Annotated in this window: 25 protein-coding genes; 8 read left to right on the forward strand and 17 right to left on the reverse strand. The window is 71.3% G+C overall.

Annotation, left to right across the window (positions count from 1 at the left end; genetic code table 11):
• Positions 1-33: 33 nt before the first annotated feature.
• Positions 34-657 carry an RraA family protein gene (locus AQI88_RS30335; RefSeq protein ID WP_067005231.1) on the reverse strand — a complete coding sequence of 208 codons (624 nt, stop codon included), beginning with the start codon at positions 655-657 and terminating at the stop codon, positions 34-36.
• Positions 658-814: 157 nt separating this feature from the next.
• Between AQI88_RS30335 and AQI88_RS30340 the strand changes: the two genes are divergently transcribed.
• Complete coding sequence (locus AQI88_RS30340; protein WP_067005233.1) at positions 815-1,660, forward strand: nitroreductase family deazaflavin-dependent oxidoreductase; 846 nt, start codon at positions 815-817, stop codon at positions 1,658-1,660.
• Here AQI88_RS30340 and AQI88_RS30345 read toward each other — a convergent pair.
• From AQI88_RS30345 to AQI88_RS30385, 9 genes are all read right to left on the reverse strand, one after another.
• On the reverse strand, positions 1,657-3,696 hold the full coding sequence (locus AQI88_RS30345; RefSeq protein WP_067005237.1) for a HelD family protein: 2,040 nt from the start codon (positions 3,694-3,696) through the stop codon (positions 1,657-1,659). The genes AQI88_RS30340 and AQI88_RS30345 overlap by 4 nt on opposite strands.
• Positions 3,697-3,736: 40 nt before the next feature.
• Entirely contained in the window at positions 3,737-4,363 is a 627-nt protein-coding gene (locus AQI88_RS30350; protein WP_067005239.1) for a TetR/AcrR family transcriptional regulator, read from the reverse strand.
• A gap of 9 nt (positions 4,364-4,372) precedes the next feature.
• On the reverse strand, positions 4,373-5,380 hold the full coding sequence (locus AQI88_RS30355; RefSeq protein WP_067005241.1) for a hypothetical protein: 1,008 nt from the start codon (positions 5,378-5,380) through the stop codon (positions 4,373-4,375).
• A 38-nt stretch (positions 5,381-5,418) separates the two neighbouring features.
• Positions 5,419-6,126 (reverse strand): HAD family hydrolase, encoded by a 708-nt coding sequence (locus AQI88_RS30360; RefSeq protein WP_067005242.1) that lies wholly within the window; start codon positions 6,124-6,126, stop codon positions 5,419-5,421.
• A gap of 146 nt (positions 6,127-6,272) precedes the next feature.
• Positions 6,273-6,980 (reverse strand): HAD family hydrolase, encoded by a 708-nt coding sequence (locus AQI88_RS30365; RefSeq protein ID WP_067005243.1) that lies wholly within the window; start codon positions 6,978-6,980, stop codon positions 6,273-6,275.
• Entirely contained in the window at positions 6,980-7,837 is an 858-nt protein-coding gene (locus AQI88_RS30370) for a GntR family transcriptional regulator (RefSeq protein WP_067005244.1), read from the reverse strand. Before AQI88_RS30370 ends, AQI88_RS30365 begins: the two co-directional genes overlap by 1 nt.
• Positions 7,838-7,858: 21 nt before the next feature.
• Positions 7,859-8,746: a GntR family transcriptional regulator gene (locus AQI88_RS30375; RefSeq protein ID WP_067005245.1), complete on the reverse strand. Its 888-nt coding sequence runs from the start codon at positions 8,744-8,746 to the stop codon at positions 7,859-7,861.
• A gap of 104 nt (positions 8,747-8,850) precedes the next feature.
• Positions 8,851-10,089, reverse strand: coding sequence for a GNAT family N-acetyltransferase (locus AQI88_RS30380; RefSeq protein WP_067005247.1), 1,239 nt, complete (start codon positions 10,087-10,089; stop codon positions 8,851-8,853).
• A gap of 80 nt (positions 10,090-10,169) precedes the next feature.
• The gene (locus tag AQI88_RS30385) at positions 10,170-10,763 is read right to left on the reverse strand and encodes an RsiG family protein (RefSeq protein WP_067005249.1); all 594 of its coding nucleotides are present in this window, start codon (positions 10,761-10,763) and stop codon (positions 10,170-10,172) included.
• 159 nt (positions 10,764-10,922) lie between these two features.
• Here AQI88_RS30385 and dtd point away from each other — a divergent pair, with 159 nt between their 5' ends.
• Complete coding sequence (dtd, locus tag AQI88_RS30390; RefSeq protein WP_067005370.1) at positions 10,923-11,348, forward strand: D-aminoacyl-tRNA deacylase; 426 nt, start codon at positions 10,923-10,925, stop codon at positions 11,346-11,348.
• Positions 11,349-11,737: 389 nt separating this feature from the next.
• Positions 11,738-11,941, forward strand: a complete 204-nt coding sequence (locus AQI88_RS30395) for a hypothetical protein (protein WP_067005251.1) — start codon at positions 11,738-11,740, stop codon at positions 11,939-11,941.
• Positions 11,942-11,988: 47 nt separating this feature from the next.
• On the opposite strand, the gene ygfZ is transcribed toward AQI88_RS30395, so the two are convergent.
• Genes ygfZ through AQI88_RS30410 form a run of 3 tightly spaced genes read right to left on the reverse strand, consistent with a single transcriptional unit; the run spans position 11,989 to position 13,994 of the window.
• Positions 11,989-12,954 (reverse strand): CAF17-like 4Fe-4S cluster assembly/insertion protein YgfZ, encoded by a 966-nt coding sequence (ygfZ, locus tag AQI88_RS30400; protein ID WP_067005252.1) that lies wholly within the window; start codon positions 12,952-12,954, stop codon positions 11,989-11,991.
• A 10-nt stretch (positions 12,955-12,964) separates the two neighbouring features.
• The gene (locus tag AQI88_RS30405; protein WP_067005253.1) at positions 12,965-13,402 is read right to left on the reverse strand and encodes a Fur family transcriptional regulator; all 438 of its coding nucleotides are present in this window, start codon (positions 13,400-13,402) and stop codon (positions 12,965-12,967) included.
• Positions 13,403-13,418: 16 nt separating this feature from the next.
• Positions 13,419-13,994: a heme-binding beta-barrel domain-containing protein gene (locus AQI88_RS30410; RefSeq protein ID WP_067005254.1), complete on the reverse strand. Its 576-nt coding sequence runs from the start codon at positions 13,992-13,994 to the stop codon at positions 13,419-13,421.
• Positions 13,995-14,222: 228 nt separating this feature from the next.
• On the opposite strand from AQI88_RS30410, the gene AQI88_RS30415 reads away from it, so the two are divergent.
• The gene (locus AQI88_RS30415) at positions 14,223-14,585 is read left to right on the forward strand and encodes a DsrE family protein (protein ID WP_067005255.1); all 363 of its coding nucleotides are present in this window, start codon (positions 14,223-14,225) and stop codon (positions 14,583-14,585) included.
• 9 nt (positions 14,586-14,594) lie between these two features.
• On the opposite strand, the gene AQI88_RS30420 is transcribed toward AQI88_RS30415, so the two are convergent.
• The gene (locus tag AQI88_RS30420; protein ID WP_067005257.1) at positions 14,595-14,858 is read right to left on the reverse strand and encodes a DUF3099 domain-containing protein; all 264 of its coding nucleotides are present in this window, start codon (positions 14,856-14,858) and stop codon (positions 14,595-14,597) included.
• Positions 14,859-15,240: 382 nt separating this feature from the next.
• On the opposite strand from AQI88_RS30420, the gene AQI88_RS30425 reads away from it, so the two are divergent.
• From AQI88_RS30425 to AQI88_RS30440, 4 genes are all read left to right on the forward strand, one after another.
• Positions 15,241-16,119, forward strand: a complete 879-nt coding sequence (locus AQI88_RS30425) for a right-handed parallel beta-helix repeat-containing protein (RefSeq protein ID WP_067005259.1) — start codon at positions 15,241-15,243, stop codon at positions 16,117-16,119.
• 113 nt (positions 16,120-16,232) lie between these two features.
• The gene (locus AQI88_RS30430) at positions 16,233-16,970 is read left to right on the forward strand and encodes an LmeA family phospholipid-binding protein (protein WP_067005261.1); all 738 of its coding nucleotides are present in this window, start codon (positions 16,233-16,235) and stop codon (positions 16,968-16,970) included.
• A gap of 433 nt (positions 16,971-17,403) precedes the next feature.
• A complete protein-coding gene (locus AQI88_RS30435; RefSeq protein ID WP_067005263.1) occupies positions 17,404-18,243 on the forward strand; it encodes a sulfurtransferase in 840 nt (279 codons plus the stop codon).
• A 43-nt stretch (positions 18,244-18,286) separates the two neighbouring features.
• Complete coding sequence (locus AQI88_RS30440) at positions 18,287-18,574, forward strand: DUF1416 domain-containing protein (protein ID WP_067005265.1); 288 nt, start codon at positions 18,287-18,289, stop codon at positions 18,572-18,574.
• A 184-nt stretch (positions 18,575-18,758) separates the two neighbouring features.
• On the opposite strand, the gene AQI88_RS30445 is transcribed toward AQI88_RS30440, so the two are convergent.
• The 3 genes from AQI88_RS30445 to AQI88_RS30455 are packed head-to-tail and all read right to left on the reverse strand — an operon-like array spanning position 18,759 to position 21,096.
• A complete protein-coding gene (locus AQI88_RS30445; protein ID WP_067005267.1) occupies positions 18,759-19,934 on the reverse strand; it encodes a hypothetical protein in 1,176 nt (391 codons plus the stop codon).
• A 4-nt stretch (positions 19,935-19,938) separates the two neighbouring features.
• Complete coding sequence (locus AQI88_RS30450; RefSeq protein ID WP_067005269.1) at positions 19,939-20,193, reverse strand: MoaD/ThiS family protein; 255 nt, start codon at positions 20,191-20,193, stop codon at positions 19,939-19,941.
• 51 nt (positions 20,194-20,244) lie between these two features.
• Complete coding sequence (locus tag AQI88_RS30455) at positions 20,245-21,096, reverse strand: alpha/beta hydrolase (protein ID WP_079057898.1); 852 nt, start codon at positions 21,094-21,096, stop codon at positions 20,245-20,247.
• Positions 21,097-21,236 lie beyond the last annotated feature (140 nt).

Here is a 21,236-nt window from a genome sequence, read left to right on the forward strand (position 1 = left end):
GACGTCGAGGAACAGCAGCATCGCCGACCAGGATCACCCCTCGAAGCCCCGCTCGGCGAGGAGGGCGTCGATGCGGGCGCGGTGTGCCATCTCCCAGTCGTCCAGGCTCTCGGCGGCCTCCTTGGCGAGCTTGGCCCGCGCGGCCTGGAGGACCTCCGTCCGACGGGCGGCCGGGACGGCGACCACGCCCTCCTCGTCGGCCACGACCACGTCCCCGGCCGCGATCCGTACACCGCCGCAGCGCACCGGCTCGTTCAGGGGCCGTACGGCCTTCTTGGCGCCCGGAATCGGGACGACGCCCCGCGCGAAGACCGGGAAGCCCAGCTCGCGGACCTCGGCGAGGTCGCGGATCAGGCCGTCGGCGACGAAGGCCGCGATGCCGCGCCGCCGGGCCACCGCGCAGACGTTTCCGCCGGCCAGCGCGTGGTCCAGGTCCCCCGACTCCACGACGATCACCGCGCCGGGCCCGGCGCGGTGGATCGCCGCGTGCAGCATGAGGTTGTCGCCGGGCGGGCAGCTCACGGTGAAGGCGGGACCGGCGACGCGCGGCACCGGGGTCCACAGCGGCCGGATGCCGATGTCCATGACCTGGTCGCGGCCGAGCAGGTCGGCGAGGGTGGTCGTGGGGATGTCCTGGAACTCGGTGGCGTCAGTCATGAGGGGGACGGTAGCGTCAGCGGCATGACTGCCGGGTCGGCCTTGGGCCGTGAGCGAGTTGGGTGCCCGGCCTCTGAGTGAGGTTCGCGCGGGCGAGGAGCCCGCCGCTTTCTCTGCGCACTGAAGCAAGCAATCAGCCGCAGAGAGAGAAGACAGAGTGCCCAACGCGTTCAATCAGAAGATCATCGACGAGTTCCGCGCCCACCACGGCCGCATGAGCGGCTCTTTCGAAGGCGCCCGGCTGCTCCTGCTCACCACCACCGGCGCCCGCACCGGCACCCCGCACACCACCCCCGTCGGCTATCTCCCCGACGGCGGCGAGCGGGTGCTCGTCATCGCCTCGGCCGGCGGCTCGCCCCGCCACCCCGACTGGTACCGCAACCTCCTCGTCCACCCCGAAGTGACCGTCGAGAGCGGCGTGTTCACCTACCGGGCCCGCGCCGAGGTGCTGACCGGCGAGGAACGCGAGCGGGCCTTCGCACGCGCGGTGGACACCGACCCCGGCTGGCAGGCGTACCAGGAGAAGGCGGGCGGCCGGATGATACCCGTCGTCGCGCTGTACGAGATCGCGCAGGGTGGGCCGCCGAACATCGCCGCCGGCTCCCCCGGCGAGGCGATCCGGCTCGTCCACGACATGTTCCGGCGCGAACTCGACCTGATCCGGGGGGAGATGGCCGCGGGCAAGGGCTCCACACTCGGCGCCCAGCTCCGCGTCAACTGCCTCACCCTCTGCCAGGGGCTCCACAACCACCACACCGGCGAGGACACCGCCCTGTTCCCGTTCCTCGCCGACCGGCATCCGCATCTCGCCCCCACCCTGGAGCGGCTGCGGGAGGAGCACGGCCGGATCGCGGACCTCGTGGCGGAGCTGCGCCGCGCGGTGTCCGGCGAGCACCCCGACCCGGCCGTCGCCCGCGCCGAGGTGGACCGGCTCACGGCCGAGCTGGAGGCCCATCTGACCTACGAGGAGGAGCAGTTGGTGCCGTTGCTGGACGCTCGCTAGAACGGCAGGGGCCTTGCGTGGACCACGTCCAGCCGGGACACCGCGCGCGTCAGCACCACGTACAGCCGGTGCGCGCCGCGCTCCTCCGCCTCCGCGACGGCGGCCGGTTCGACGGCGACGACGTGGTCGTACTCCAGGCCCTTGACCAGGCTCGCGGGCACCACGGCCACCCGGGCGCCCAGGTCCTCGGGCCCGGCCGCCCGGATGCCGGCCGCGGTGAGCGCGTCCCGTACCCGGGCCACGTCCGCGTCCGCCGCGACCACCCCGACCGATCCCTCCCGGGCGAGCGCCTCCCGTACGGCCGTCACGGTCGCGGCGGGCACGTCGTCGGCCGGCCGGACGCTCAGCTCGCCGTCCGAGCGCAGGGACCGGGCGGCGGGCACGGCCACGTCCAGCCGGGCCAGCAGCCGGTTGGCGAGCCCGACCACCGCGGCGGGCACCCGGAACCCGGTGGTCAGCGGCACCACGACCGCGTCCGGCTTGCCGAGGTGGCGCAGCTGGACGTGCCAGTCGCGAGCAGCCCACGGGGTGGTGCCCTGGGCGAGGTCGCCGAGGACGGTCAGCGAGCCGAAGACGGCCCGGCGGGCGATGGCCCGGCACTCCATCGGCGAGAGGTCCTGCGCCTCGTCCACGACGATGTGGCCGTACCCGTCGGGGTGCTCGATCAGCCCCGACAACTCGTCCAGGAGCACGAGGTCGGCGGCCGACCAGCGGGCGGACTTGTACGAGCGCGGCGGGCGCGGCCACAGCAGCGCGGCCTGCTCGCCCGCATCCAGCAGCCCGTCGGCGGCCCGCGCCAGCGCCTCGCCGTCACCGAGCAGTTCGGCGAGGACCTCCTCGGGGCGGGCCTTCGGCCACACCGCGTCCAGCCAGGCGGTGAGTGCCCGCGCCCGCTCGATCCGGCGCACCCAGGCGTTCGGCGGCGGTCCGGAGCGCCGTTCGGCCTGTTCCAGCAGCCGTCGTACGACCCGGGCGCGCACCCGCTCGCGTCCGACGGCGTACGGCGGCTGCTCGGCGCGGACCTCCTCGACGATGCCGGCCGGCTCCCCGGCGGGCAGCCGCCACCGGTAGGAGCCGTCCGGTACGGCCGGCTCGGGCGCGTCCGCGGCGGACACGCGCGCGTACAGCGCCCGGCGCAGCACCTCGGCCATGCGGGCGTCGTGCTTGACGGTGGCTGTGGGGACGGGGTCGGTGCCGGTCACCGGGCGGCTGGCGATCTCGTCCAGGAGGGTGGCCTGACGGATCCCGGTCTCGCCGAGGGCGGGCAGCACCTCGGCGATGTAGGAGAGGAAGGTGCGGTTGGGGCCGAGGATCAGCAGGCCGGAGCGCTGGATCCGCTTGGGGTGGGTGTAGAGCAGGTAGGCGGCGCGGTGCAGGCCGACGGCGGTCTTGCCGGTGCCCGGGGCGCCCTGGACGCACACGGAGGCGCCGAGCCCGGCCCGTACGAGGTCGTCCTGCTCGGGCTGGATGGTGGCGGCGATGTCCCGCATGGGTCCGATGCGGGGCCGCTCGATCTCCTGCGTGACGATGTCGCTGACCTGGGACTCGCCCCGGCCCAGGCGCTCGTCCTCCAGGCCGGTGAGGTCGGCCGACGCGCCCCGGCTGCCCGGCGCCCAGCCGAACCGGCGCCGGACCTCGACGCCCTGCGGCTCACGCGCACTGGCCTGGTAGAAGGCGCGGGAGACGGGGGCCCGCCAGTCGACGACGAGGGGTGGGGCGGCCGGGTCCTCGGTGATCCGGAGCCGGCCCACGTGGTAGTTCTGCCCGCCGTGCTCGGGCTCGGTGTCGGCGAAGTCCAGCCGGCCGAAGAACAGCGGCCCCTCGGGCAGTTCGCGCAGCGCCTTGGCCTGGCTGCGCAGCTGGTAGCCGAGGACCTCGGCGTCGGCACCGGAGGCGGAGACGTCCTCGCCGATGACGACCTGTTCGGCGGCGCCGTCGACCATGGCGGCGAAGGCGGTGGCGCAGGTGTCGTGGTAGGCGCGTTCGCCGTGGAGGGCGGCTTCGATGTCCTCGGGGGCGGGGTGGAGTGACGTCATGGCTCCACCGTACCCAGAAAACGTAACCGGGTTAAATATTTTACTGACTCTCACTTGCTTGGCCCGCGAGCCCCGGCAGCCCCGCCGCCAGCCGCCCGAAGGCCTGCTCGGCAGCCCGTACCGCGTCCGGCCGCACCTGCTCCACGCCCTCGCCCGCCGCGATCCGGCGCCAGTTCTCCTGCGCGAGGATCCGCTGGACGGCGATGATCTGCCCCGCGGCCAGCCGCGCGTCCAGGCTGCCGCCGAGGGCCTCGGCGAGCGCCTCCTCCGACCGCTCCAGATGCCGGTACACCCGCGCCACCAGGGCGGGCGTGCCGTACAGCAGGGTGTGGAAGGCGAGCACCTGCGGATGGTCGTTCAGCCCGGTGACCGGATCGCACCGCTCCAGCCCGTCGAGGAAGTTCCGGCGCAGCGCGTCCAGCGGCTCGGCCGTCCCGGCCGCCAGGCGCGCGGCCTCCGTCTCGTGGTCCGCGATCCGGTGCAGGACCAGGTCCTCCTTGGTCGGGAAGTACCGGAAGAGGGTCGGCTTGGAGATCCCGGCCGCGGCGGCGACCTCCGCGACCGACACGGCGTCGAAGCCGCGCTCCAGGAACAGCCGCACGGCGGTGTCCGACACGTCCTGGTACATCCGCCGCTTCTTGCGCTCACGCAGGCCCATCTCTTCCATGGGGGGAGCCTACGCAGTGGGGGGCTGCGGGCCCTGGTCACTCCTGGCGCCGGAGGCGGGGACGGGGCTGACCGACCAGGCCTCTTCCAAGGGGACGGCACGGAACCAGTCGTGCTCGTAGAGCCCCCGGTAGTGGCGCATCATCTCCCGCGCCTGCGGTCCGGCGTCCCGGTGCCAGCGCCGCAGCGGCGCTTCGTGCCCTGTGATGTCGAGCAACTGGTCCGTGCTCCCGTCCGTGCTGTACACGTCCGGCCGTAGCTCGAACTTGTCGTACTCCCCCTCGATCACCTGGTCCTCGTTGAGGAGATACACCTTCCGCCTCGCATCCATGGGCAGCACCTTGTACTCGACCGTCAGGGTGCCCTGGCCTCGATGGCCCATCCGCTCGACCATCCCCTCCAGGTCCGCCTTGTACTCGCAGATGCGCCCCTTCAGGAAGGCGCGGAAGGCGGGCGCGTCGTAGACCGTGCCGTCCGGCCGTACCCGTCCGGGGTATCCCATCTCCTTGGTGACGTCGGGGAGCAGGACCCGGAGGAAGACGGTGCGGTCCGCATTGGGGGGAAGCGCTCCCAGGAACCGCTTCAGCGGCTGGGAGAAGTTCTCTCCCGTGAAGGCCATGGTCGCCAGCTTGATGTCGTTCCCGCTCCACAGCGCGCGACGGAGTTCCTCCGTGATGTGCTCCGAGTCGATCTGGGCACCGGCCGCCGCCTGCTGTTCGGTGAAGGCGCGGAAGGCGGCGCCCAGGTTCGCCGTGGCCTCCCGGTTGTGCTCCAGGTCCTCCCTCAGGTGCTCCTGCGCCGAGTTCAGCCCCCGCACCTCGCTGTACAGCGCAAAGCCCACCAGGCTCAGCAGTGCCGCGCTGATGTACACCTTGCCCTGCAGGGCGTCGCCCACGGGTTTGACGAACTGCGCGATCAGGCCGACGACGAAGACGGCCAGCAGCACGATCCTCGTCAGTGCGCCCTCGGCCTGCTCCCAGCGGGCCGCCAGCCTGCTTCTCAGCGTGGTATCCGCCACCAAATCCCCCTCTTGGCAAGCGCCTTGGCACGGTCACCTCATGGTGCCCGGTGGCGGTCCGGCCAGGAAGGGGAGGCGCTGTTCCCACCCGGTCCCGCGTGCCGCGCCAGCTCCAGCACAGGGCCGTACGAGCCCAGGACGACCTTCGCCCCGGCGTCGCGCAGCCGCAGTCGCTTCTCGGCGTTGCGGCCGTATCCGATGAAGCGCACCCCGGCCCGCTCGGCGGCGTCGAAGTCCGCGGGCGTGTCCCCGATCATGACCGCTTCGTCCGGCCGGAGCCCGAGGCCCCGCAGGGCACGGTGGAGGACATCGGGATCCGGCTTCATCAGGTCGGGATCGGCGCTGCGCCCGTGGACGGCCTCGAAGCAGGGCCGCAGACCATGGTCCCGCAGGTAGCGGTCCGCCGCGCGGGCGGCGTTGTTCGTGACGACGGCCAGCCGGGACCCGCGACCGTGCAGCCACGTGACCAGCTGGTCGGCTCCGGGGGTGGGCAACGCGGACGGTACGGCGGCCAGCTCGAACTCGGTCAGCTTCGCGTCCATGTCCTCGACCAGATCGCCGGGGCGCCGCTCCGCCCGGGCGCGGTGGACCTCCCGCAGCACCAGGTACGGGTCCTTGTCGGTCCACTCCACCGCGGCGCCTCGGGGGTACAGCCGACAGATGGGGCCGTCGAAGTCGAACAGCACGCAGCCCGCGTCCGTCAGCCGTTCCCAGGCGTCCTCGACGTCTTGGCGCTCACCACCCATGCCGTTCCATCCGCTCCTCAGCTTGCCCCCGCACTCCGGCCAGCCTCAACGGCCGCCGGGCCGGGGGCAAGGCCCGACACGCCCGTCCAGGCGCACGAGGGAGCGCGGTCCGGCCCGCGATCGTATGAACCAACGTCCATGACAGCCTAGTTGGGGCGGACAGGCGTTCTGAGTACGGAAAGGACCGATTCCAGCGACCGTACGACCACGGGGGCGCCCGCCGCCCGCAGCCGCTGCTCCGTGTCCTCGTGGCGCGCGTAGCCCAGGAACGGCACACCGGCCGCCTGCGCCGCGGCGAGGTCGAGGGGGGAGTCGCCGAGCGCCAGGACGGCGTCCGGTGCCGTTCCCGTCGCGTGCAGGGCACGGCTGAGGTGGTGCGGGTCGGGCTTGAGACCGTCGAAGAGCCGGTCGCGGCCGTATATGCGGGGAGCGAAGCACTCCGTGAGGCCCCGGCCGTCCAGATAGCCGGTGACCGCCCGTGGAGAGTGGCCGGTGGCGATGGCCATGCGGACACCGAGGGCCGTCCAGGTGCGTATCAGAGGGTCGGCATAGGCGGTCGGCATCGCCGAGGACACGGCCCGCAGCTCCTCCTGGGCGAGCCACTCATCCACTGCGGCGACGAGGTCGCTGCCGGGGTGGCGGCGGTCCACGGCGCGCACCACCGCCTGGGGGTCGACCGTGTCCCGTTCGGTGTCGGTGAGCAGGTCGCGCAGGCCCCGCTGCTCCAGCCACGCCATGAGTCCGGCGGCCACGCGTTGCGCTGTGTACCCGGCGAACAGGCGGCAGACCGGCCCGTCGAAGTCCCATACGACGACACGAGCCCGTGCGATCAGTTCGGTCAGCTCAGAGGTCACTAGGAGAGTGTCAGGTCCGTGGTGATGGTTTCCCAGAGGGCGTCGAACCACATCTGGGACTGCTCCACGAACGCGGCGTCCCGCTGCCCGGCCTGCCGCTCGAAGGAGAACAGGAGCGACTCGCTGCCCAGGACGTCGTACATGTCCAGCGTTCCGCTGTCCGTCGGCTCCTCGCGGCGCGTGATCATGTAGTAGGCCAGCAGCGCCTCCGAGCCGTTGAGCACGTACAGCTTCACCGGCGGGGTGAACGGCAGAGCGCGAAAGGTCACGCTCACCTCGATGCCGTGCGAGCTGCGCAGGGACCGGAGGTTGTGCCGCAGGACGTGCCCCTGGGCGTTGCGCATCTCGAGCCAGCGCTGATGCACCGGGTCGTCCTCGCCCCGGCCGTCCACCGAGACCGGGAAGGCGAGGCTGATCTCCCTCGACGGCAGCAGGATGCGGACGTCCACCGACTCGGGGCGCAGGCGGCCCTCATGGATGAGGCGGAGCGGCTCGCCCAGCGCCACCATCAGGGTCTCGGCGGTCAGGCAGGCCGCGTCGATGCGGACCCTGGGGGCCGAGAACGCCTCCGCCAGCCGGGGCGCGAGGCCCACCATCGTCGGACTGGGCCCGTCGCGGACGGGGACCGGCTCGGCGATGCGCGGCGGGCTGCCCTTGGTGATGTTGCTGAGCAGACCGTCGTCCGCGAGTGCCCTGAGGGCCTGGCGCACGGTACCGCGCTCCACCTCGAACTCCTCGGCCAGCTCGGCCTGGGTGGGCAGGCGGTCCCCCGCCCTCAGGTCGCCGGCACGGATGCGTTCCCGAAGGGTGTCGGCGATCTCCTGGAACGTGAACCTTCTGCTGCCGTACACGGCCATGCTCTCCTCCGTCGGCGGGCCTCAGGACGACAGGACCAGTTCCGAACTGATCGTCTCCCAGAGGGAGTTGAACCACAGATGGGACTGCTCGACGAACGTCGTGTCCTGGAGTCCCACGCCCGTCCCGAAGGCGAAGAGCATCGAACGGGTCCCCTCGGCGTCGTACATCTCCAGGGGTTCGTGCTCGACCTCCTCCGACCGCCGGGTGAGGGTGTAGTAGGCGAAGAGCGCCTCCGCCCCGTTGAGCAGGTAGAGCTTGACGGGCGGGGTGAAGGGCAGCGAGCGGAACGCGACGTGTACGTCGATGCCGTGCGTGCTGCGCAGCGCCAGCAGGTGGTGCCGCAGGACCTGGCCCTGGGCGTTGCGCTGGGCCAGCCAGCGCCGGTGCAGCCCGTCGCCGGTGGAGGCGTCCGCCGGGGTCGGGAAGGCGAGGTCGATGTCACGGCTGGGCAGCAGCACCCGGACGTCGATCCTGGCCGGGTTCAGCCGCCCGGCGTGGATCTGCCGCAGCGGCTCGCCCATCGCGAACGTGAGCGAGACGGAGGTGAGGCACACGGCGTCGATCTCGACGTGGGGGGCGGCGAAGGCGGCCTCGATGCGCGGCGCGAGGCTCACCATGGTGGGCTGCGGCGGGGCCGCAAAGGGCCCGGGCCCCGGGTGCCTGGCCACGGTGGCGGGGCTGCCCCTGGACACGTCGACGAGCAGCCCCTCCACATGCAGGATCTGCAGCGCGCTCCGCACGGCCCCGCGCGTGACGCCGAACTCGTGGCCCAGCTTTGCCTGCGTGGGCATGCGCTGGCCCGGCCTGAGCGCACCGGACCTGATCCGGGCACGCAGCTCGTCCGCCACTTCGGGGGGCGACGGACTCCGCCTCAGCCGCCCGTCGCGAGCGGCGCCTTCCGGCTCCACACCAAAACGGTACAACTTCGCGCCAACTCCCGGCAGTTGTTCCGTAGTAGTGACCAACTTGACCAACTTGACCGACTTGGTCCAGCTGACCCCAGTTGGCCCGGCTAGAAGATGTCCGGGCACCAGGGGCGCCTGGCCCCCCGCAGCAGGGCGTCGGCCGTGCGGACGGCGCCCTCGCGCTCTTCCCGCACCCGGCCGAGCGCGGCCAGCCGCGACGCGGACCCGTCGCCCAGCCACAGCGCCGCCAGCTCGGCCACATCGAGGACGAGGTCGGCGTCCCGCGTGGTCGGGACGCAGGACGCGCCGTCGGGGGAGGCGTCCAGCAGATACCGGCCCCCGGCGAGACCGGCCGCGTCCACGATCTCCAGCACCAGCGAGCCCGTCGTCTCGTACGCGCGTGCCTCCAGGGCCCGTACGACGTCCAGGATCCGCACCCACAGCCAGTCCGCGTGCTCGGTGACGTGGGCCGCGCGCGGGTCGGGCAGGAAGAAGGGCAGCAGGTCGTCCGGGCCGCGCCAGCCGCTCTTGACCTTGGTGATCCAGTCGATCGAGCACAGGAACCGCCACAGGGCGCGCTCGGCCGCCGGGGTCGCGGCTATCAGCCTCTTGACCTCGGCGGTGTTGTACGGCTGCTTGTGGTGCCAGTTGTCGTCGGACGTGTACGACACCAGGCCCTCGACCTCGCCGGAGGCCGAGCGGTGGACGGCGTAGAACGGCTCGGTCCAGCCGCCGCCGAAGCGGACGGCGCCGGTGTGCATCTGCCACCACAGCTCGTCCCGGCTGGTCGCGCCGGGCTGCGCGCGGCGGACCCGCTCGTACAGCTCGGGGCCGAGCTTGCGGACGTCCTCGGCGTCCACGAGGTCGATCCGCCCGCCGTCCTCGGGGCCGGACCAGCGGGGGTCGAGGCCCGCCCGGGGCACGTCGACGGTCCACTGGGTCGTCCAGGTCGCCGGGCCGAAGCCGTACCGGCCGTAGATCGGGTACTCGGCGGAGATCAGGGTGGCGACGACGTCACCGCGCTCCTTCGCCGCCGCCAGGTCCCGGCCCATCATGCGGGTCAGCAGGCCGCGGCGGCGGTGCGTGGGGGTGACGGTGACGTTGGAGATGGCGTTCGCGGGGACGGCGGTGCCGCCCACCGCGGTCAGTTCCTGGGCGAAGGAGCGGAAGGTCGCCACACAGCGGCCGCCGTCGTAGGCGCCGAGCAGACGGCCGTCGACGAACTGCCGGCGGCGCGCTTCCAGGTGCTCGGCCGCCAGCACCGGCTCCTCCAGGAACCCGGTGGCCAGGGCACGCTGCCAGTCCTCGAACTCGGCTTCGGTGACTATGCGGACGTCGTTCGTCATGAGGTCACCGTAGGCATGCGGCCCGGGGCGTGTCGCGCGGATTTCGCCCTGCCCGTCTGCCACTCCCGCGAAGCTCCCCCTCAGGTCAGCAGGTCGTCCACCTGCGCCTCGCCGACCCGGTAGCGGCGCGCGATCTCCCCGCTGCACGCGTCGGTGGTGCCCTGCAGCCGCTGGCGGCGCCGGGATACCTCCTGCTCGTAGCGGACCAGGCGGCCCATCGCGGTGGTCAGTTCGAGGTCGGTCCGGGCCTCGAGGTCCGACAGCTCGACCTCGGCGAGCATCTCCGCGGCCAGCCGCCCGTACTCCTCGTTGTGCGGGGTGCCGAGCGTGACATGGCGGGCCGAGGAGCGGTTGCGGGCCGGTGCGTCGGTGAGGATCTCCGGGAGCCGCTCCACCACGGAGGCGTCCGCGGGCGTCGGCACGGACGCCCGGCCGCGCCGCGCCAGTTCCGCGCGCAGGATGTCGATCCGGCCCTGCAACAGGCGCCGCACATAGCTGAGGTCCGCCTCGTCACGCTGGGCGTCGCGGCGCAGCGCCCGCAGCTCGGGCAGGCTCAGCGAGGCCAGGTCGCGCTCGGGCGGCTCCGCGGGCAGCGACGGCCCGGGCGGGCTGTCGCCGCGCTGTGCCGGCGGCCGGTACGTCTCCAACCGCCCGCTGGTACTCGGTGTGCTCATCTTGCCTCTGACCGTCCCCTCGACCGGCGTGTGGAAGCATCGTGCCACCCCAAGTGGCCACTATGTGACCGAGTGCCCCCGAACAGCCCCAGATGGGGGGTTAAGATCAATAATGGGCCCCTGGTGAGGGTGTGCGGGCCACCCGGCATGATGGTCCGCATGCGAGCGGTGGTGCAGAGAGTGGACGGCGCGAGCGTCGTCGTGGACGGCGAGACGGTCGGCGCGATCGAGGGCGAGGGGCTGTGCGTCCTGGTCGGGGTCACCCATGAGGACACCAAGGAGAAGGCAGCCCAACTGGCCCGCAAGCTCTGGTCGATCCGGATGCTCCAGGACGAGAAGTCGTGCAGCGACATCGACGCCCCGCTGCTCGTCATCAGCCAGTTCACCCTTTACGGCGACGCCCGCAAGGGCCGCCGCCCCACCTGGAACGCGGCCGCCCCCGGCGATGTCGCCGAACCGCTCGTGGACGAGGTGGTCGCCCGGCTGCGGGCGCTGGGCGCGACGGTGGCGACGGGCCGGTTCGGGGCGAAGATGCGGGTGTCCCTGACGAACGACGGCCCGTTCACCGTGCTCCTGGAGATCTGAGGAACCTGAGAAATCTGCGGCAGCGACCGAACGCTACAACTCAGACCCGTCTTTGGAGAGTTGTCGGATAGTTGTTTATGGATCCCTGCCAAGTGGGGAAACTTCATCTGAGTTGGTTGCCAACTCGCACGACCTGGCGGATGTTTTGCTTCGACTCCTGTCAGCCCAGGTGAGTCGGACGGCGGGGCCTGTAGCAGCGGGCCCCGCATTTCCTACGCCCAACGGCGCAGTGCTGCCTCCTGCAGCCGTGCGATTTTGAGTATCCGCCAAATTGGAATGACTGGCTCCGGTTTTCCGCGGGCATCTCTCCGGACACGGAACACGCGGCTGCTACCGCCTGTCCCGTGCTCGACCCCTCACCTGGGCTGACGAAGGAAGGGAGCGGAGGGATGGAGGACCAGGACGACCGAAGGGCAGTTGCGCGGTTACCCATGTCGAACGCCATAGCGGCGGTGATCATCGCCGTCGCGGCACTCGGGGCCGGCATCGTGGTGCTGCTCGTCATGCCGGGGACGCTCGAAGCGCTGGGCACCTCAGCGACGATCAGCGGCTCCGGATTCACGCTGGCGGCGAGGATCGCCGTGCCACGCTGAGGCGGAAACTGCCGGGCCCCGCATCCGGGTCCCGGCAGACGCGTCTCTCAGGGCTCCACGACGACTTCCTGGGCGGCAGCCGTGTTCCCGGCGACCAGCGGCTCGTCCACCGGCACGTTGCGCTTGACCAGAGCCAGGGCCACCGGTCCCAGCTCGAAGTGCCGCACCGAGGTCGTCACGAAGCCGATCTTGCGTCCGTCCGGGCCCTCGCTCGCGAGCCGGATCTCCGTGCCGGGGGTGGGCAGATGGACCTCGCTGCCGTCCAGGTGCAGGAAGACCAGGCGCCGGGGCGGTTTGCCGAGGTTCTGCACCCGGGCCACCGTCTCCTGCCCGCGGTAGCAGCCCTTCTGGAGGTGGACCGCGGTGCCGATCCAGCCCAGCTCGTGCGGGATCGTGCGGTGGTCGGTCTCGAAGCCGACGCGGGGGCGGTGGTGCTCGACGCGCAGCGCCTCGTGGGCGAGCAGACCGGCGGCGGGACCCGCCTTCGCCGCGAAGTCCTCCAGGTCCGCCCGCGGCAGGAACAGATCACGGCCCTCGGCCGTCTCGCGTACGACGACCCCCTCCGGCACCTCGGCGATCGAGCCGGCCGGCAGGTACACCACGGCGAAGTCGGCCGTACGGTCGGCGACCTCGACCCGGTAGAAGAACTTCATCGACTCCAGGTACGCGATCAGCGCCTCCTGGGTGCCGGGCTCCACATGGGCCCAGACCGTCGTACCGTCGTCCACCAGATACAGGGCATGCTCGATGTGGCCGTGCGCGGACAGGATCAGCGCCTCGGTGGCCTCGCCCGCGGGCAGGTCGCTGACGTGCTGGGTGAGCAGCAGATGCAGCCAGCTCAGGCGGTCCTCACCGGTGACGGCGACCACCCCGCGGTGGGAGAGGTCGACGAATCCGGTGCCGTCGGCGAGGGCACGCTGCTCGCGGAACAGGTCGCCGTAGTGGGCGGCGACGCCTTCGTCCACGCCCTCGGCGGGGACGGCGCCGGGCAGGGACAGCAAGGGGCTCTTCATACGGGTAAGCCTACGACTTGGTACTTGAACCCTTGAGCGAACAGGCCTGGCAGCGGCCGAAGATCGCGAAGTGCTTCATGTCGGTGTCGAAACCGAACTGCTGCCGCAGCTTGGCCGTGAACTCCGCGGCCACGTCGACGTCCGCCTCGATGACGTTCTCACAGTCGCGGCACACCAGGTGGAGATGGTGGTGGCGGTCGGCGAGGTGGTAGGTGGGCGCGCCGTGGCCCAGGTGGGCGTGGCTGACCAGGCCCAGCTCCTCCAACAGCTCCAGCGTGCGGTAGACGGTGGAAATGTTGACCCCCGACGCCGTCTTCCTCACCTCGCTGAGGATGTCGTCGGGGGTCGCGTGCTCCAGGGTGTCCACGGCTTCGAGCACGAGTTGCCGCTGCGGCGTCAGCCGGTAGCCACGCTGCCTGAGGTCGCTCTTCCAGTCGGTGCTCACCACACCAGAGAGTCTAGGACTACTTGAAGAAGGCGATGCCGTCGTCCGGAAGGTCGTCCGGAAGGGCCTTGGCCCAGCGCTCGACCTCCTCCGGGGTGACGACCTTCTTCAGGTGAGCCGACATGTAGGGGCGCAGCTCGACCTCGGGGGTCTGCTTCTCGCCGACCCACATCAGGTCGCTCTTGACGTAGCCGTACAGCCGCTGGCCGCCGGTGTAGGGGCTGGAGCCGGCCGTCCGCGCCACGGTGTCCGTGACCAGGTCGATCTGCGGCTTCTTGTCGGCCAGCTCGCCGTACCAGATCTCGATGACACCGTCGTCGCGGGTCATCGTGACCTCGACCTTGCGGTCGGCGTCGATCCGCCAGAAGCCGTGCTCGGACTCCAGCGGGCGGACCTTGTTGCCGTCGTTGTCCAGCACCCAGGTGTGGGAGCGGTACTCCAGGAAGTCCCGGCCGTCGTGGGTGAAGGCGACCTCCTGCCCGAAGTTGCACTTCTGCGAGCCGGGGAAGTCGTGCACGCCCGCGCCGGCCCAGTTGCCGAGCAGGAAGGCGAGCGGGACGAGGTCCTTGTGCAGGTCGGACGGGATCTCGATCATGAGCGGCAGTTCCTAGGTGGGGGTCAGCGCTGGCCCTGGTACAGCTTCTTCACAGCCAGTCCGGCGAAGGCGAGAACGCCGACGCAGACCAGGACCAGCAAGGTTTCGAAGAACATCTCCACGGGTGCTCCTTGAGCGAGGGTGGGCGTACGACAGAGCCGGGGCCCAGCTTACGCGGCCGGGCCGCGGCGCTCTTTGCGAGGTGCGCGCTAGGGCTACCCTTCCGGCATGGCGAAGAAGCTCGTGATCAAGGTGACTGCCGGGTCCGATGCCCCCGAGCGCTGCTCGCAGGCGTTCACGGTGGCGGCGGTGGCCGTGGCCAGCGGGGTCGACGTCTCCCTGTGGCTGACCGGGGAGTCGTCCTGGTTCGCACTGCCGGGCCGGGCCGCCGAGTTCGAGCTGCCGCATGCGGCACCGCTGCCGGACCTGATCGACTCGATCCTCGCGGCCGGCCGCATCACGCTGTGCACACAGTGCGCCGCCCGGCGCGAGATCACCGAGAAGGACGTCATCGAGGGCGTACGGATCGCGGGGGCGCAGGTCTTCGTACAGGAGTCGCTCGGGGACGAGACGCAGGCGCTCGTCTACTGAGCGGCCGTCCTACGGCCCGGGCCGCTTCTTGCCGTCCAGCTCGTCCCACCACTCGTCGGACTGCGGGTCCCCGGACGGATCGTCCCACCAGCGGTCCTCCGGCCCCCGCCGGTTGGCGATCACCGCGGCAACCGGCGGGATGACCATGGCCACGACGCACATGCCCACCGCGGCGGGGACGGACCAGATGCGCACGACGGCCCACGCCAGGACGAAGAGCACGATGCAGGTCCCCATCATGGCGAAGTACACGTGACGTCGCCGTGCGTACATGGTTCCAGGGTAGGACGCGGGGACCTGGTCAGCGCCGCGACGACGGGCAGCGAACCGACGCGAAGAGAAGCCGACGGACGGAGCCCGGCGCAGCGACCCGAAGCCTGCGAAGCAGTGCGAGGGACGCGTCAGGGACGGGCCACGTGACGTCGCCGCGCGTACATAAGTCCAGGGTAAGCCGCTGTCACCAGGGCGAGGCCACCCGTCGTAGGCCACACCGGTCGGCGGTTCCGGCCGTTCGGTGGACGTACGGGGGCGGGCCCGGGGCGGGCCCGGGGCGGGCCCGGGGCGGGCCCGGGGCGGGCCCGGTCGGGCCGGGCATCCGTTCTTGCTGACATGGGCGGCTCGCACCGCCCGGGCACGACGAGCAAGGAGATGTCGGATGCGCAAGCGACCTGCGGCCTGGGCCGTGTCGGCGGGGGCACTCGCCATGGCCCTCGGGCTGGCCGGCGGCATGCCCGCGGCGGCGGCACAGACCATCCAGGTGAACTGTGCGAACCAGAACCTCCAGACGGCGATCAACAACGCCCCGTCGGGATCCACGATCGTGATCACAGGCATCTGCGTCGGCCAGTTCACCATCGCCAACAAGGACCTGACGCTGGTGGGGTCCGGCGGCGCCGTCCTCGACGGCGGTCATGCCGGCCGCACCCTGACGAAGTTCGGGCCCGGCAACCAGGTGCAGCTGACCAACCTGACGATCGCGAACGGCACCGACCAGTTCTTCGGCGGCGGCATCATCAACTACGAGGGCACGCTGTCGCTGACCCGCACCGTCGTGCGCAACAACAGCGCGCGGCACGGCGGTGGCATCTTCAACGGGGGCACGCTGACCGTGATCAGTTCCGTGGTGCGCGACAACGACAGCGGGACGGCCACCCAGGGCGTCGGCGGTGGCATCTTCAACAACAACCCCGGCACCACGAGCGTGATCAACTCGCTCATCCAGCACAACACGGTGACCGGCACCGGCAGCGCGGGCGGCGGCCTGTTCGAAAGCGCCAACAGCACCGTGACGCTGAACAGGACCACCGTCCGGAACAACAGCGCCGAGTTCGGCGGCGGACTCTTCAGCCGCAGCACCATGACGGTGAACAACTCCACGGTGGTGTTCAACACCGCCACCGCGGGCCCCGACAGCGGCGGCGGCATCTACCAGGGCGGGGACACGGGTGTCGTGACGCTGCACCACACCACGGTCCGCGACAACACCCCCGAGAACTGCGCCCCGGACAACGTCATCCAGGGTTGCACCAACTGACCCAGGACCCAGTACGCCCCTGTCACAACTGATCGACAATTCCCCCGGCGGCCAGGTCCCCGGAGTTACCGTGGCGTAGCCGTAGACCGCTCTCGCCCCGGGGGACACACCACATGCGCGCCCTGCGAATAGTTCTGATTCTCGTCGTGATTCTGGGCGGGCTCTTCGTGATCGCGGACCGGGTCGCCGTCCACTTCGCCGAGAGCGAGGCGGCGGACAAGCTGAAGGCGACGGAGAACCTGGCCTCGACGCCGGACGTGAACATCAAGGGCTTCCCGTTCCTGACCCAGGTCGCGGGCGGCTCCCTGGATGACGTCGAGGTCGGCATCAAGGACTACCAGGCGGCCACCGGCACGGCGGGCCAGACGATCCGCGTCGACGACCTGAAGGCCGACATGAAGGGTGTCGACTTCTCCGGCGACTACAGCTCCGCCACCGCGGCCACCGCCACCGGCACCGCGACGATCGCCTACGACGAGCTGCTGAAGACCGCCAAGGCCGAACCGACCCAGGTCGCCCCGGGCATCACCGCCCAGGTCGTCGGCCTCTCCGACGGCGGCAACGGCAAGATCAAGGTCGCGGTGGACGCCACCGTCCTCGGCACCAAGCTGCCCAACCCGGTCTACGTCCTCAGCACGGTCACCGTCGAGAACAACAGGGTCAAGGTGCACGCCGACTCCCTGCCCGCGCTCGGCGGCGCCGCCGTCGCCGAGAACCGCATCCGCCAGATCACCGACTTCCAGCAGGCCGTCGACCGGCTCCCCGGCGGCATCAAGCTGGACAAGGTGCAGGCCGCCGAGAACGGTGTGGAGATCAGCGTGAAGGGTTCGGACGTCAAGCTGGCGGGGTAGGACGCCGGGCGGCGGCGGACGCCGGGCGTCCGCACACACACGTGTCCGATGGGCGAGACACCCCGTCCGTACCGCAGATGAGATGACAGACACCAGCGCCCGGAAGCCGCGGAAAGCGGCTCCGGGCGCGTCTCATGTCCCGGCATGCGGACGATCGTGTCTCAGAATCCGACACACCGGTGACACGCTCACCGGACGTCCCTACGATCGAGCCCATGAAGCGACAGGCGGATCTCACGAAGCGGCGGGCAGTCGACCTGTGCCGCGTTGCCGCCATGCTCTGTCGCCCCTTCTGAGCGAAAGTCCGCGGAATTCCGTGGGCGGCCGCATCTCTCAGCCGCCCTGTCCTGAAGGGCACCCGTGCGCTGCTCCCACCCGAGCGCGCACCCTCTACTCGCACGCCCCGCCGTAACTGCCCCGGAGGAGATTGAGCATGAGCCGCAGCGACGTCCTGGTCGACGCCGACTGGCTGCAGGACCGCCTGGACGACTCGACCATCGCCATCGTCGAGGTGGACGAGGACACGTCCGCCTACGAGAAGAACCACATCAAGAACGCGATCCGCATCGACTGGACGAAGGACCTCCAGGACCCGGTGCGCCGCGACTTCATCGACCAGGCGGGCTTCGAGGAGCTCCTGTCGTCCAAGGGCATCGCCAACGACACCCTGGTGATCCTCTACGGCGGCAACAACAACTGGTTCGCGTCGTACGCCTACTGGTACTTCAAGCTGTACGGCCACGAGAACGTCAAGCTCCTCGACGGCGGCCGCAAGAAGTGGGAGCTGGACGCCCGCGAGCTGGTCGAGGAGGTCCCGCAGCGGGCCGCCACCGAGTACCGGGCCAAGCCGCAGAACACCTCGATCCGCGCCTTCCGCGACGACGTCGTGGCGGCCATCGGCTCGTACAACCTGGTCGACGTCCGCTCGCCCGACGAGTTCTCCGGCAAGCTGCTCGCGCCGGCCCACCTTCCGCAGGAGCAGTCGCAGCGTCCGGGCCACGTCCCGACCGCGAAGAACATCCCGTGGTCGAAGAACGCCAACGACGACGGCACCTTCAAGTCGGACGACGACCTGAAGGAGCTGTACGCCCAGGAGAGCGTGGACCTCGCCAAGGACACGATCGCCTACTGCCGCATCGGTGAGCGTTCGGCCCTGACCTGGTTCGTGCTGCACGAGCTGCTGGGCGTGGAGAACGTCAAGAACTACGACGGCTCCTGGACCGAGTACGGCTCCCTCGTCGGCGTGCCGATCGAGCTCGGCGCCGGCAAGTAATCCACCCGACCGACCTTCTGGTCAGACCCCTCTGGAGAAAGACATGTGTGGAGCGAAGGCCGGCGGCCCCGACGCCTCGACGATCAAGCCCGGTGAGACCACGATCCAGGGTCAGGTGACCCGCGACGGCGAGCCGGTGACGGGCTACGTGCGTCTGCTGGACTCGACCGGTGAGTTCACCGCGGAGGTGCCCACCTCCGCCACGGGCCAGTTCCGCTTCTATGCGGCCGAGGGCACCTGGACCGTGCGGGCGCTGGTGCCTGGCGGCACCGCCGACCGCAAGGTTGTCGCCCAGAAGGGCGGGCTGTCCGAGGTCGCCATCGCGATCTGAGACCGTCTGCGACGCTTGGGCCGCATCTCCCCTCGGGTTGGACGCCAGTGGGGGGTGCGGCCCTTTCGGCTGTTCGCCGTGGGGTGCCTCGCCGTTGCCGGGTGCGGGACCGTCGTGGCTTGTCGCGCAGTTCCCCGCGCCCCTCAAGCGCAACGTACCTCGAGGGGCGCGGGGAACTCGGCGCCTAGCCCAGCGCCCGCCCCAGTGCCCACACCACCGGCGCCGCCGCCGACAGGGGCAGCGCCACGCCGGCCGTGAAGTGGACGAAGCGGGACGGGTAGTCGTAGCTGGCGACCCGGTGGCCGACCAGCGCGCAGACACCCGCCGCCGCCCCCAGCGCAGCGCCCTTCGTGCCGTAGTCCGTCATGCCGCCCACCGCGATCCCCGCGCCGGAGGCGGCCAGCACGGAGACCATGACCGAGGCCGGGACCGGCAGGGGCAGGGCGCGGGCCAGGACGGCCACCGCGACCGCCACCGCGCCCACCGACACCGCGTGCGGGTCGGCGCCCAGGTAGCCCGTCGCCAGGACTGCGAGGGCCGCGGAGACGACCGTCGCCATCAGGCCGTACATCCGCTCGTCGGGCGAGGCGTGCGAGCGCAGCTGGAGCACCAGCGACAGCAGGACCCAGATGCCGAGCGGGCCGAGGATCGCGGCCGGCGCGTGTTCGCGGCCCGCGGCCAGGACCGCCACGTCCGCGGCGAGCCCGCCCGCGAAGGCCAGCGCGATGCCCTGCCGGGCGGGCCACATGCCGTTCAGCCGGAACCAGCCCGCGGCCGTGACGGCCTGGAGCAGCACCAGGGGCACGACGAGCGCGTACGAGGCGACGGGCGCCGCGGCGGCGAGCAGCAGGCCCAGCAGCGCGGTGAGCGCCGCCGGCTGCATGCCGGGCGCGATGATCGGCGAGCGGCCCTCCAGCCGGGCCCGCTGGGCGTCGGTGATGCGGGCGTTGCCGGAGAGGGTGGCGGGGCCGTAGCCGGACCCGTTCTCGTCGGCGGGCTCCGGTTCGGGGGCCGGTTCAGGGGCCGGGGATGCGTAGGGCTGCGGTGCGGGCGTGGGCGCGGACGCAGGTGATGCGTACGGCTGCTGGTGGTACGCCTCCTGCCCGTACGCCTGCGGCGGCAGGTACGCCGCGTCCGCCGCCGGCATCGACGCGTGCGTCTGCGTCTCCCAGGTCTGGCCCTGCCACTGCTGGGTGTGCTGCGGGTCGTAACCCTGCTCGTAACCCTGCTCGTAGCTCTGGTCGTAGCCCTGGTGCTGCTGCTGGCCGGGCCACGCCTGGGGCGCCTGCTGCTGGTACGGGTCGTAGCCCTCGTAGGGGCCGCCCTCGTACGGGCCGCCCTGATACGGCTGGTCGCTCATCGCCTCACCCTCCTGCGAACGGCGGGAGCACCTCGACCGTGCCGCCCTCGGCCAGCCGTACCGTCTCATGCGCGCGGGTCCCGACGGGGTCACCGTCGATGAGGAAGGAGCATCGCTGCAGGACGCGCGTGAGTTCACCGGGGTGTCGCGCACGCACGGCGGCGAGCGCGTCGGCGAGCGTGGCCGCGTCGTACGGCTCCTCGGCGACCCCGGCCGCGGCCTTGGCGGCGGCCCAGTAGCGGACCGTGACCTTGGGCATCTGGTTCCTCAATCGACGGCAAGAAAGAAATAAAAGACGGCTGAGCTCAGGCTAGCCCGCCCGTGCGACGGCCCAGTCCCCGATCCGGGACAGCAGTCCGTCGTCCGCCGCGTTCTCGGCGTGGCCCATGCCGGGCTCCAGCCAGAGTTCGCCGTGGTCACCGGCCGCTTCGGCGAGCATCCGGGGGTGGTCGAGGGGGAAGTAGCCGTCGCGGTCGCCGTGCACGATGAGGAGGGGGGTGGGCGCGATCCTCGGGACCGCCTGCACCGGGGAGAGCGGCACCGGGTTCCAGTCGCGGTGGTGGATGCGGGTGCGCAGGCCGTAGCGGCCGACCAGGCGGCCCTCGGGGCGGGTGACCAGCCAGTGCAGGCGGCGCATGGGGGCCGTGCCCCGGTAGTACCAGCGCGCCGGGGCGCTGACCGAGACCACCGCGTCGACCGTGCCCGGGTGCAGGGCCGCGTGCCGCAGTACCACCGAGCCGCCCATGGAGAAGCCGACGGTCACCACGCGCGCGTGCCCGAAGCCGCGCGCCCACCGCACCGCGGCGGCCAGGTCCAGCACCTCCCGGTCGCCGACCGTGGAGCGGCCGCCCGAGGCGCCGTGCCCGCGGAAGGAGAAGGTGACGACGGCGCCGTAACGGGCCAGCGCGTCCGCCACCCTTCGCACGTGCGGCCGGTCCACGTCCCCGGTGAAGCCGTGGGCGATCACGAACACGAGGTCACGACAGGGTGGACGGGAGGCGTCCGGTGCTGCTTCGTATACGGCCGCGCCCGGGTTGTATACGGAATCGACCGGGATCCCGTCGGCGGTGTGCAGAAACGTCCGGATAGGCGCCGCTCTGCCTGTCTCGGCATTCGGACGATCGGTGGAACGTGCCGCATGACCTGCCGGACGATTGCTCATGTGGGCTATTCTGCTGGGCAGAGGACTCGGGCAACGTAGCCCCCGGGTCCTTTTGTGCTTTCGGAAGCGTTGTATACGAAGCGGGAAACCCCAGGGTGACCGCGGATGTACGGGGCCCCCGGGATCGCAGAGCAGTGCCG

Origin of the sequence: Streptomyces cellostaticus, from assembly GCF_001513965.1 — a bacterium.
GTDB lineage: Bacteria > Actinomycetota > Actinomycetes > Streptomycetales > Streptomycetaceae > Streptomyces > Streptomyces cellostaticus.